The following is a 12,552-nucleotide window of genomic DNA, read 5'->3' on the forward strand; positions in this document are numbered from 1 at the left end:
CGCGATGGCTTCCGGCAAAAAAGCGAAGAGTAGAAAGGACGCGGCGTCGGCGTTCCGCACGTACCGCGCGCTGTGGCGGCGCTTCCTCTCGCCGTACCGCGGCACGCTGCTCGTCGCTGTGATCTGCGGCGGCTTCGCGGCGGCGACGGCGGGCTTCGGCCTGCCGATGATGATGGACAAGGTCTTCCCGATCGTCTTCGGCGAAAAGCCGCTCCCGGAATTTCTCCGCGCCTTCGTGGAATCTCACGTTCCCGCCGAGGACGTTCCCGCGCTGACGATGTGGACCGCCGCCGCCGCGATGCCGCTGCTGATGCTCTTCCGCGGCGCGTTCGCGTTCGCGAACACCTACCTCATCAGCAAGATCGGCATGCGCGTGCTCGAGGACCTGCGCCTCAAGATTTTCGCGCGCATCCAGGAACTGCCGCTCGCCTATCACGACCGCGTCTCGCGCGGCGACCTGCTGGCGACGACGATCTTCTACACGCAGAACCTGCAGCAGAACGCGCTTTCGGTGACGAACGACCTCGTCATCCAGCCGCTCACGCTGCTCGCCGCCCTCGGCTTTCTCGCCTACCAGGCGCTGACGAACGACGAAGTCGGCCTGCTGCTGCTCAATCTGCTCGTCGCCGCCGCCGCGATTCCGGCGACGAAGCAGGTCGGCAAAAAAATCATCGAGCGCATGCGGATGATGCTGTGCGGCCTGAACGACATCGCGACGACCGTCTCGCAGAACCTCGCCGCCCAGCGCGAGGTGCGCGCGTTCGGGCTGGAGGAACAGCAGACCGAGCAGCTGCGCGGGCAGATCCGCGCGCTCGTCTCCGCCCTGTTCAAGCTTTCCGCGTGGAAGCAGGCGCTCACGCCCGTCATCGAGATCCTCAGCGTGCTCGCGCTCGCGTTCTCGCTCTTCATGGGCGTGCGCGGCGGGATCTCGCTCACGCAGTTCACGGCGATCGCGCTCGCGCTCTACTATTGCTACGACCCGATCAAGCGCCTCGGCGAAGTCTACAACTCGCTCCAGCTCGCGAACGTCGCCCTCGGCGGCGTGGACGCCGTGATTCACGCCAAGGACGAGATGCCCGAGCCCGCCGAGCCCGAGCCGCTGCGCGACGTGCGCGGGAACGTCGAGTTCGCCGGCGTCTCCTTCGCCTACAAGCCGGGCGTGCCCGTGCTGCGCGACGTGAACGTGCGCGTTCCCGCCGGGCAGATCGTCGCCCTCGTCGGCCCTTCCGGCTCGGGCAAGACGACGTTCATCAACCTGCTCTGCCGCTTTTACGACGTCTCCGCGGGCGCGGTGAAGATCGACGGCCGCGACGTGCGCGGGATCTCCCGCGCCGACCGCACCGCCGCGATCGGCCTCGTCTCGCAGTCGCCCGTGCTCTTCCGCGGGAGCGTCCGCGACAACATCCGCATCGGCAGGCCCGACGCGGACGACGCCGCCGTCGAACGCGCGGGCGCGCTCGCCGCCGTCGAAGACTTCGTCCGCGAGCGCCCCGAAGGCTACGACCGCGCCGTCGGCGAAGGCGGCGAAGGGCTTTCCGGAGGCCAGCGCCAGCGCGTCTCCGTCGCGCGCGCGTTTCTCAAGAACGCCCCGATTCTCGTGCTCGACGAGGCGACGGCTTCGCTCGACATGCTCAGCGAGGAAAAGATCCAGCGCTCGCTCGACGAGCTGATGAAGGGGCACACGACGTTCATCATCGCGCACCGCTTCTCGACGATCCGCCGCGCGCAGCGCATTCTCGTCTTCGAGAGCGGCCGCGTCGTCGCGGACGGCCCGCACGCCGAACTTTACGAAAAATCCGCGCTCTACCGCGAGCTCTACGACCGCCAGGTCGCCGAAGCCGCGCGCGCGGGGAAAGGCGAAAAATGAGCCGCCGCGAAAAAACCGTTCCCGAAAAGAATCCGCGTTCCCGCGCCGAACTGCGCGACGCGTTCCCGGCGCGCGCCGCGCGCTTCTTCTCGCGCGTGCGCCACTACGCGGGCTACGTCTGGCCGCTGAAATGGTACTTTCTGCTCGCGTTCGCGACGGGGCTCGTCGCGGCGTCGGCGAGCGGGCTCGGCATTCCCGTGATGATCTACAAGGTGTTCCCGGCGGTGTTCGACCCGACGACGATGCCGAAGCCGATTCTGGATTTTCTCGCGGCGCGCGTTCCCGCGGACTCGCTGAACATGGTCGTCCTCCTCGTCGCGTGCGCGGCGATGCCGCTCGTGTTCGTCGTGCGCGGCGTCGCGATGTGGGTCAACGCGATGGCGGTCAACTATTTCGGCCTGCGCCTGCTCGAATCGATCCGCATCGACGTGTTCGCGCGCCTGCAGACGCTCCCCTTCGCGTTTCTCGAACGGCAGATGCGCGGCGACCTCCTCAGCCGCATCGTCTCCGACGCGCAGAACGTGCAGGAGATGATCACGAAGATTTCGAGCGACATCATCAAGCAGCCGCTCACGGCGGCGACGTCGATCTCCGCCCTCGTGTTCGTGCTCTGGGACCGCGCGGAGGCGACGATGTTCGTCGTCAGCGTGCTCTGCGCGGGCGTCGCCGTCGCGCCGATCTGGCTCTGCGGCAGGCGCATCGCCGCGAAGTCGCGCGCCGCGCAGAAGAACGTCGGCAAAATGAGCGCCGTCGTCCAAGAAAGCCTCAATTCGCAGCGCGAGATCCGCTCCTACGGCATGGAGCGCGAACAGGTCGAGCGCCTGCGCGGCGTGTCCGAGCGCTTCCGCCGCGAACAGCTCAAGGTCGTGAAATACCAGCAGGCGACGTCGCCCGCCCTCGAAGTCATCACCGCGCTCGCGCTCGCGTTCGTGCTCGTGCGCGGACGCTCGGCCGGCATGGCGCTGACGGACTTCATGGCGGTCGCGGGCGCGCTCTTCTTCGCCTTCGATTCGATCCGGCGCACCGGGCTCGCGTGGAACCGCCTCAACCAGGCGCAGGCTTCGCTCGAACGCCTCGAAGCGATTCTGACCGAGCCCGACACGATGCCCGACCCCGAAAACCCGAAACCGCTCCCACCCGACGCGGGAACGGTCGAATTCCGCGACGTCTCGTTCGACTACGGGAACGGCCGCGAGGCGCTCTCGCACGTGAGCGTGCGCGTTCCCGCCGGGCAGACGGTCGCCCTCGTCGGGCCCTCCGGCGCGGGCAAGACGACGTTCGCGAGCCTCGTCGCGCGCTTCTACGACGCGACGCGCGGCGCCGTGCTCGTCGGCGGAACCGATGTCCGCGAACTGCGCAAAAAGGACCTCCGCCGCAACATCGCGCTCGTGCCCCAGCACGCCGTGCTCTTCCGAGGGACGATCCGCGAAAACGTCCGCATCGGACGCCCCGGCGCGACGGACGCCGAGGTCGAGCGCGCCGCGCGCGAAGCCGCCGCCGATGCGGGAACGCTCGGCGTCGCCGGCGGGCTCGACGCGAAGCTCGGCGATTTCGGCGACGGTGTCTCCGGCGGCCAGCGCCAGCGCATCGCCGTCGCGCGCGCCTTCCTCAAGGACGCCCCGATCCTGATTCTCGACGAGGCGACTTCCGCGCTCGACTCCGAGAGCGAAAAGAAGATCCAGGACAATCTCGAAAAGCTCGCGCGCGGGCGCACGACCTTCATCGTCGCGCACCGTTTTTCGTCGATCCGCATCGCGGAACGCATCCTCGTCTTTTCGGGCGGGCGCGTCGTCGGCGACGGCGCGCACGGCGCGCTCTACGCCTCCTGCCCGCTCTACCGCGAGCTCTACGACAAACAGGGCGTCTGACCGCGAAGAAAAACCGCAAAGTCAAAGGAAGTTAAAGGAAGTTTTCAGGGGAGAAGCGACATTACTGTCGCTTCCTCGAAATCCGCCCGCACAAACTTCCCCTTTAAGCTCTTCTTTTGACACAGAGGAACGAAGAAACAGAGGAACGGAGGCCCGCGGGAACGCAAAGGAGGGCAAGCGTCCCCGCTTGCCCTCGGAATCCGCGGACGGAAATTTCAAACCCGCCCCGGCGGGGCGGAACAAGCGTAACCCCATGCGCGCGGCGAAGCGCGCGCTTGGGGAAAGCTCCGCACCTGCGCCGCGCCTGAAAGGCGCAACCGCCCGAAGCGTCCGACGTTTTCGCGGCGCGCCGTTCCCGCGGGGCAGTTGCGCTTTTCAAGCGCGTGTTCTTTTGCGGACGCCGCCCCAAGCGGCGGAGCCGCATGGGGTTATTTTTGTTCCGCATTTCATGCGGGAACGCGTTCGGGAAGACCGCAAAGTCAAAGGAAGTTTTTAGGGGGGAAGCGACATTCTTGTCGCTTCCTCGGAATCCGCCCGCACAAACTTCCCCTTTATTTCCCCTGCGTTCCCGCTTGGGCGCGGTGGAGGGACATGAGGACGGCGACGCAGGCGGATTCCGTCATCGCGCGCCAGTCGAAGCCGTAGGCCTCCATGACGGCGCGGTCGTTGTCGCGGTGCGCGCGGCGGAGCTCGGCGGGCATCGTCGTTTCGTCGTAAAGATCGGCGAGCGAACATTCCGGGAAGCGTTCCCGCGCGTCCAGAATCGCGCGCGCGGTTGCCTCGATTTTCGCGCGGAGCTCGGGCGCGGGAACGGGCCACGGGAAATTGTTGTACACGACGCTCGCCGAGTAGCGGTAATCGCTTTTCAGCCGCCCGCAGACCGCGCGCATCCACGCCATGTGCACGTTCGACGTCAGCACGCCGAAGTGGTAGAGCGTCGCCTCGGGAACGATGAGGTTTGCATCTGAAGAAATCGTTCCCGCGTCCAAAAATCCCATCGGCACGTATTTGCGATTCTCAGACGAATGCCGAGGAACGAGTAGGTAAGATTTTTCTTTGTGTGGAGCGAAGAAAAAAAGATATGGAGTTTCCGCAAACGCGCGTGTGGGTGCGGCAGAACTTCCTAAACGAAATTCGCGCACGGCTTGAAGGCGACAACGAATTTCCGGATTGTCGCGATAGCGTGCGGGCGAAACGTTTTTCAACCAAAGACAATAGCGCGTTTCATCCGAGTTTATGAAATCTCGTGCACCGATGTAGCGTCGCAACAAATCCGTAAGCATCGGATATTTTTCGACGAATTCTCTACGCTCGCTTTCCGTGAAAATGAAATTTCCGCCGTCGCTCGGTTTGTTGCCGTTGGTCATTACAGGAACGCTTACAATCGGTTTGCTACGCGACTCGACGAAGACGTCGGGACCGTCGAAAAGGTAGGCGTTGATGTTTTTCGCGGGAACGGCGTTTCCGGTCTCGAGGAAGATGCGCGGGATAGTTTGCGCAGAAGGGGCTTTCGCCGAAGCGACAGGAATGTCGCTTCCCCGGAAGGAGAAGCCGATGATGACGCAGTGGACGTGCGCCTTGACGGAGGCTTCGCTGTCCCAGCGGAAAGTGCGGTAGGCGAAGTCGAAGCGGACGCCGAAGCGTTCGAAGAGCGGTTTCCAGAGCGCGGCGACCTGTTCGCCCTGCGTGACGGAATTGGTGGAGACGAGCGCGGCGCGAATCGGCGTTCCCGCGATGAGTTCGGCGGTTTTGCGATACCACGCGCCGACGTAATCGATGCTGTTCACCAATTTCCCTTTTCCAAAAATTTTGACCGCCTCGTCTTTTTGTTCCTTGCTCATCATGGACGCGCCCACGAAGGGCGGATTTCCCATGATGAAGGAGAGTTTTTCGCGGGGGACGACGCTCGCCCAGTCGATGCGGAGGGCGTTGCCTTCGACGATGTTGGCGTAGGATTTGAGCGGGAGGAAGTCGAGCGGACGGCGGACGATGTCTTCGGTTTCCTTGAGCATCTGGGACTCGGCGATCCAGAGGGCGGTCTTGGCGACGGTGACGGCGAAGTCGTTGATTTCGATCCCGTAGAACTGTCCGATGGAGACGCGGATGAGGTCGCCGGTGAGGTCGAATTCGATCTGGCGGGAACGCTCGCGGAGGACGTCGTTTTCGAGGCGGCGGAGGGAGAGGTAGGTTTCGGTGAGGAAGTTGCCGGAGCCGCACGCGGGATCGAGGAAAGTGAGGGAGGCGAGGCGCGCGCGGAGGGCTTCGAAGCGGCGTTCGCGGGAACGCTCGACGGGCTCGGCGCGCGCGGCTTCGAACTCGGCGCGGAGCTCGTCGAGGAAAAGCGGGTCGATGACTTTGTGGATGTTTTCGAGCGAGGTGTAGTGCATGCCGCCGGAGCGGCGGGTTTCGGGGTTGAGCGTGGATTCGAAGACGGCGCCGAAGATGGTGGGAGAGATTTCGGACCAGTCGAAATTTTCGCTGGCTTCGCGGAGGAGGAGCGAGCGGATGCGGTCGGTGAAGTTGGGGATTTCGACGTTTTCGTCGGCGAAGAGCCCGCCGTTGACGTAGGGGAAGGCGGCGAGCTCGGGGGCGAGGTAGGGATCGCGGTCTTCGGGACGCGTGTCGAGAACGCGGAAGAGCTCGATGAGGGCGCGGCGCGCGTGCGGGGCGTCGTAGGCGCGGAGGTAGTCGTGGAAGGCGGCGTGCCTGCCGAAGATGCCGGCGTCTTCGGCGTAGAGGCAGAAGACGAGGCGGACGCAGAGAACGTTGAGGCTGCGGAGCGCGCGCGGATCGGAGGGGTCGCGGTATTGGGCGAGAAATTCGTCGTAGAGGAGTCCGACGAGCTCTCCCGCCTTGATGGAGATTTCGAACTCGCGGCGGGTGTTTTCGTCGCCTTCGTCCACGAGGAAGTTGAGGCGGTAGTATTCTTTCTCGAGATTTTCGAGGCGGACGATTTCGGGCTCGGCGTGGGGACGCTCGAGGTCGTGGACGTGGAATTCGGCGAAGTTGCAGACGACGATCCATCGCGGGCGCGCGGAGTAAGGCAGCTCGGCGGCGTAACGCTTCGCCTGCTGAAAAGGCGTCAACAGCGAGCCGTCGGACTGGCGCGCCGCCTTGCGGAGATCCTTGTCGGCGCCTTTCTGCTCGATGAGGACTTTGGTCGCGGGAATGGCGGCGTCGATGAAGCTCGTGTTCGCGAGCTGGATGCGGTTTTCGAAGGAGATGAATTTTTCGGGTTCGGCAACGCCGAAGACGTCGCGGAGAAGCGAGAGCCAGAAGGGCTGGGATTCGCCCTTTTCGTAGCCCTTGCCGCGCCAGAACTCGGCGAACGCCTTGGCGGCGGCGCGGCGGGCGGCGTCGGTCAGACTTTTATTACCGGGGGGGTATGGCGACAGAGTTATCCATAATGAAGAATTTTCAGGCTTTTACGAAAATGCGCGCGGCGAGGAGGGAGGCGTGGCTCGGGAGCGTGAGGACGGCGGCGCGGACGGCGTCGGGCGAGAAATAAAACGCGAGGCGGCTCTTCGTCGCGTCCGCCGTTTCGCGGAAGCGCGTCAGCGCCGTGTAGAGCAGCGGGCGCGTGCAGAAGCCTTCGCGCGGCGAGGGCGGGAAGAACACGCAGAGGCGGGAAAATTCCGAGCCCTGCGATTTGTGGATCGTCGTCGCGTAGGCGCTCTCGTGCGGCGGCAGAAACGCCGTCGGGACGCGGCGCGCGTTCCCGTTCTCGTCGGCGAACCACGCGTAAAGGCGACCGTCTTCGCGGGAACGTAGCACGACGCCGACGTCGCCGTTGTTCAGCCCCTGTGCGGGATCGTTTTTCGTGACGACGATCGGGCGCCCGTGAAAATGCCCGTCGCCCGCGCGCGCGCCGGGAGCGAACGCCGCTTCCGCGAGCGCGTTGATCGTGTTTTTGCCGAACGCGCCTTCCGCCGTCGGCGTGAGCACGCGCGTCGTCTCCAAGAGCGCGAGCAGCGCGGCGGGATCGGCGTCGGCGGCGGGCGCGCGCAGCTCGGGCGGGAACGTCTCCGCGAGCGCGGCGAGGATTTTTTCGCGGCTTTTTTCCTTCCCGCAGTCGCCGAGAACGACGTTCGCGGGAACGCTTCCGCCGAGCGCGGCGAGCGCGCCGGGGGCGTCGCCTTCGAGCACGCGCCGCGCGAGGCCGCCGAGAAAGCTGTCCGCGCGGAAGCGGTGCCCGCATTCGAGCCGGGCGCGGCAGGGCGCGAGATTTTCCGCGGCGCAGAGCTCGCCGAAGACGCGCCCGGGCATCACGGATTCGAGCTGGTTCCCGTCGCCGAGCAGCACGAGCTTCGCGCGCGCGGGCAGCGCCCCGAGCAGCAGCGCCGCCATGCTCTGCGAAATCATCGACGCCTCGTCCACGACGACGAGGTCGGCGTCGAGCGGCGCGGCGACGCGGAGGCGCTCCGGCGAAACGCCGAGGAGGCGGTACAGCGTCTTCGGTTCGAGCCGGGCGATCTTCCGCAGCGCGGATCGCGTATTTTCTTCGCGGATACGCGAAAAATCGATCGCGGCGACCTGACCGACGAGCGATTCGCGGATGCGCGCCGCCGCCTTGCCCGTGGGCGCGGCGAGCGCGATCTTCGCGTCCGGATTTTCCGCGAGCACGCACGCGAGCGCGCGCAGCAGCAGCGTGGTCTTGCCCGTGCCCGGGCCGCCGGAGACGAGCGCCAGGCGCCCGGAAAGAATCCGCTCCGCGGCGGCGCGCTGTTCGTCCGCGAGCGCGAAGCCGAAGCCTTCCGCCTCGCCCGCGCGGAGCAGCGCCTTCGCGGCGTCGGAGACGGGCTCGGGCGCGCCGAGCCGGGCGCGGATCTCCCGGGCGATTGCGCGCTCCTCCGCGAGGCGCCGGCGGAAGTAGAGCGTCGGCGCGTCGGGCGCGGTCTCGGCGTCGAAGACGAGCGGCGCGGGAACGTCCTCGCCGGCGGCGGCGACGAGCGCCGACGCGCCGGGAACGCCGCCGAGCTCCCGCAGAAAGGCGAGCTCCCCGCGCGAAAGGCGCAGGCAGGTCGCGTTTTCCGCGTAAACGGCTTCGGCGAGGCGCAGCGCGAGTTTTTCGAGGCGCGCGACGCCGTCAGCGGGAACGCCGCAGTCGCGCGCGATCGACGCGGTCTCCACGGCGAGCCAGCGGGCTTCGGCGCAAAAAAGTTTCTCGAGTTCCGCGTTCATGCCTTCACGCCTCCTTCAAGCGCGAGCGCCGCCTCGAGCTCGTCGAGCCGGGCGTCGTCGAGCGAATCGTCGAAATGCACGGCGTTCCAGCGCACGAAGAAATACGCGACGCCGGCGAGGCGCGCGCCGCCGTTCCCGCCGCGCGTCTCGCGCAGCAGCCGCCTCAGCGCGATCGCGTAGATCGCCCACTGCAGCGCGTAGCCGCTTTCGACGATTTCGTCCTCGAGATTCCGGCGCGTCATGAATTTCGCGCCTTTCTCCATGACGCGGTTGGTCTTCCAGTCGGCGATGAAATACGCGTCGCCGACGCGCGCGACGAGGTCGATGTAGCCGTGCATGAACCCGTCCGCGTCGAGCGCGCCGCGCGCGCGCCGCGCCCAGTGCGTCTCCGCGGTGCGCGCGTAGATTCCGCCCCAGCGCGAAAAGACGTCGTGAAGTTTTGAATACAGATCTTCCGTCCTGCGCAGGCGGAAGAAGAACTCGACTTCGCGGAGCGCGTCGCGGGCGACGTCGATCTGTTCGAGCCGGATTCCCGCCGGGCCGAAGGGCAGGCGCAGCGTCGCGTCGAACATTCCGGCGAATTTTCCGCGCGTCGCGGCGTCGTCCCGCCATTCCGGGAACGCGCCCTTGTTCTCTTCGACGAGCGCGTCGAGATTCCCGCGGGAACGGAAATCGAGCTTTTCGAAGATCGCGTGCACGAAGGTGCCGAAATGCGTTCCCGCGGGCAGGTCGCAGTGCGGCGGCGCGGGAAAGACTTCGTCCGCGGCGGGCGTCTCCGCGTCGGCGAAGCGCTCGGCGTCGGTCTCGTCGCGGGCGTTTTCGTCGTGCCCGCCGACGAGCCCGGAAAAGCTGTACACGCCCCAGGCGTCGTCGATCTTCAGGGCGTTCCCGCGCGCGGTCTCGGCGTCGAAGGCGCGCGATTTCGGGGCTTCCTCGGCGCGCGGCTCGAAGGGCAGGCGCTGGAGCGGCTCCGCCTCGTCCAGCGCGCGCCAGTGCGGGAGCGCGTCGGCGGCGGGCGCGATCGCGTTCTCGGGCGTGATCAGCCCGGCGGCGACGAGCAGGCGGCGCATGTAGGATTCCGCGGGCGCGTTGTACGACGTCGCCTGCGCGTGATAGACGACGGCGGCGAAGCGCGCGCGCGTGAGCGCGACGTAGGCGACGCAGGATTCGTTCAGCGCGTTCGCCTCGATTTCGGCGCGCTGGAAGCGTTTCGCGTTCTCGCGCGCGGCCGCCGTCCGCGAATTTCCGTCCTCGGGGCGCAGCAGCAGCTTCGCGCCGTCGGCGGATTCCGCGCGCACGTATTTCCGGCGCCGCTTGGAATCCCGAACCAACAGCGGTCGGTCCCAGAGGCCCGGCAGAAAGACGAAATCGTATTCGAGCCCTTTGCTCTTGTGCATCGTGACGAGGCGCACGGCCTCCTCGTCGCCGCCGGCGCGCAGCGCGGTCTCCGTCGCGTCGCCGAAGGAGGCCCCGGCGCCGAAGACGCGCTCGAACAGCGCGCGCGGCGCGAGATTTTCGCGCGATTCGCCGCTCTGCAGCAGCTCGAGCACGTGGCGCGCGTTCGTCAGCCGCGCGGCGGCGTTTTCGAGCTTCGCGAGCGTTTCCGCGAACGCGTACGCGTCGGCGAGACGCGAGAACGCCTCGAAGACGCCGCGGCGTTCCCAGAGCTTTCCGCACTCGAAAAGCGCTTCGCGCAGGCGCGCGAGCCCGTCGGCGTTTTCCGCGCCCGGCGTCAGATCCGCGTAAAAGGTTTTCCCGAAGAACTGCGTCGTCGCGGCGCGGCGCACGGCGGCTTCGTCCGCGGGCGCGAGCATCGCTTCGAGCACGGCGCGTACGTCCGCCGCCTCGCGCGTCTCGAAGACGGCGCTCTTCGACGTCGTCACGGCGGGAACGCCGGCGCGGACGAGCGCCTCGCGCAGCGTCTCCGCTTCGGAATTCTTGCCGACGAGCACGGCGACCGAGCGCGCGGGAACGCCCTGCCCGAGCACGAGCGCGCGCACGTCCTCGACGAGCCGGCGGCGGACCGCTGTGCGCGCCGTCTCGCCGTTGCCGGGAAAGCCGACGCGGAGAAACGCCGCGGGAGCGCCCGTCGTCTCGCCTTTGTCCGCGGGCGGGCGCGTTTCCTGAAATTCGAGATGCCCGCCGACCCGCGCGCCCTTGAAGTCGCCGATCCGCGCGTCGAAGGCGAAGAGCTCGTTGAACGCGGCGATCGCTTCGGGCGTCGAGCGCCAGTTCGTGCCGAGCGTGAGCGCGTTTCCCGCGCTTTCGGATTCGATGCGTTCCCGCGCCGCGCGGTACGTGAAGACGTCGCCGCCGCGAAATTCGTAGATCGCCTGCTTCGGATCGCCGACGACGAAGAACGGCCGTTTTTTCCGCACGAAGACGCGCTCGAAAATCTCCCACTGCACGGGATCGGTGTCCTGAAATTCATCGACGAGCGCGACTTTGAAGCGGCGCGCGATCTTGTCGGCGAGCGCGGGATTTTCCCGCAGCGCGTCGCGCAGGCGCAGCAGCACGTCGTCGAAGGAAAGCGAATCGCCCGAAACGCGGCGTTCGCGCCACGCCGCGAGCCCTTCCTCGAGAAACGCCCTTTTCCACGGTGCGGCGAGGGAGGCGTCGAAAGGCGTCTCGGGATTTTTCGCGAAAAGCGAAAGCAGCTCCGCGGCTTCGTCGACGGAAACGCGGGCGAAATCCGCGTCGCCGGCCAGGCGGCGGCGGCGCAGCAGGCGCGCGGCGAAGCGGCGGATCGCGTCGCCGTCCTCCTCGACGGGCTTCAGCCCCGGCGGCAGCCCGCATTCGACACAGAAGTCGCGCAGCATCCGCATGCAGAAGCCGTGGATCGTGGACACGGCGGCCTCGTCGAACTCGGCGTCGGCGAGCCGCAGCGCGACGCGTTCCGCCGCGCTCACGGGAACGCGCTCGGCGGCGGGCTCGTCGAGCGCCTTGCGGACGCGGGCGCGCAGGCGCGCGGAAAGCTCCGCGGTCGCGGCTTCGGTGAAGGTGACGACGAGGATTTCGCGCGCGCGCGGCGGCTCGGCGACGCGCGGCGGCGGCTCCGCGGACTCGGGCGCGTAAAACGCGTGCCCGCGCAGCAGCGCGAGATAGATTTCGGCGATGGTGAAGGTCTTGCCCGTTCCCGCGGAGGCTTCGATGAGCCCCGGGCGCGTGAGGGCGAGCTGCGGCGCGGTCGAGGACATGAGAGGAGAGTTTTTCGTGAGTCAGGAGAAGGACGGAAACGCGAAAGAGAGACGGCATCGCTGCCGCCTCTCTTTCGGATCGCGTTCGGCGGAACGCCGCGTCATTTCAGCGCGGCGAGCAGCGTGCCTTTCTGCTGGACGCCGACGAACTTCTGCGCGACTTCGCCGTTGCGGAAAATCAGCACCGTCGGGATGTTCTGAATCCCGAAGCGCGCGGCGATTTCCATCGATTCGTCGATGTTGACCTTGCAGATCTTCGCGTTCCCGCCGACCTCGTCGGCGATCTGGTCGATCGTCGGACCGAGCGCCTTGCACGGCCCGCACCAGGGAGCCCAGAAATCCACGAGCACGGGAACGTCCGCGGCGATCGCGGCGTCGAACGTGTCGTTGTCCAATTCGTTTACGTAAGGAGATGCCATAGTGAAAATAAAGCGTCGCC

At 66.8% G+C, this 12,552-nt stretch carries 6 protein-coding genes; 2 read left to right on the forward strand and 4 right to left on the reverse strand.

Going from position 1 to position 12,552, the window contains the following annotated elements; translation table 11 throughout:
- Positions 1–4 precede the first annotated feature (4 nt).
- Positions 5–1,867 carry an ABC transporter ATP-binding protein gene (locus tag ACQREB_RS05855; protein WP_427766444.1) on the forward strand — a complete coding sequence of 621 codons (1,863 nt, stop codon included), beginning with the start codon at positions 5–7 and terminating at the stop codon, positions 1,865–1,867.
- Positions 1,864–3,735, forward strand: a complete 1,872-nt coding sequence (locus ACQREB_RS05860; protein WP_427766446.1) for an ABC transporter ATP-binding protein — start codon at positions 1,864–1,866, stop codon at positions 3,733–3,735. Before ACQREB_RS05855 ends, ACQREB_RS05860 begins: the two co-directional genes overlap by 4 nt.
- 551 nt (positions 3,736–4,286) lie before the next feature.
- Here the strand turns inward: ACQREB_RS05860 and ACQREB_RS05865 are convergent.
- From ACQREB_RS05865 to trxA, 4 genes are all read right to left on the reverse strand, one after another.
- A complete protein-coding gene (locus tag ACQREB_RS05865; RefSeq protein ID WP_427766521.1) occupies positions 4,287–7,100 on the reverse strand; it encodes a DNA methyltransferase in 2,814 nt (937 codons plus the stop codon).
- Positions 7,101–7,152: 52 nt separating this feature from the next.
- On the reverse strand, positions 7,153–8,916 hold the full coding sequence (gene recD, locus ACQREB_RS05870; RefSeq protein ID WP_427766447.1) for an exodeoxyribonuclease V subunit alpha: 1,764 nt from the start codon (positions 8,914–8,916) through the stop codon (positions 7,153–7,155).
- The gene (locus tag ACQREB_RS05875; RefSeq protein WP_427766449.1) at positions 8,913–12,113 is read right to left on the reverse strand and encodes a UvrD-helicase domain-containing protein; all 3,201 of its coding nucleotides are present in this window, start codon (positions 12,111–12,113) and stop codon (positions 8,913–8,915) included. Before ACQREB_RS05875 ends, recD begins: the two co-directional genes overlap by 4 nt.
- 101 nt (positions 12,114–12,214) lie before the next feature.
- Positions 12,215–12,532 carry a thioredoxin gene (trxA, locus tag ACQREB_RS05880; protein WP_427766452.1) on the reverse strand — a complete coding sequence of 106 codons (318 nt, stop codon included), beginning with the start codon at positions 12,530–12,532 and terminating at the stop codon, positions 12,215–12,217.
- Positions 12,533–12,552 lie beyond the last annotated feature (20 nt).

The organism is Candidatus Spyradosoma sp. SGI.093, assembly GCF_050314555.1.
In the GTDB taxonomy this organism is placed as follows: domain Bacteria; phylum Verrucomicrobiota; class Verrucomicrobiia; order Opitutales; family UBA953; genus Spyradosoma.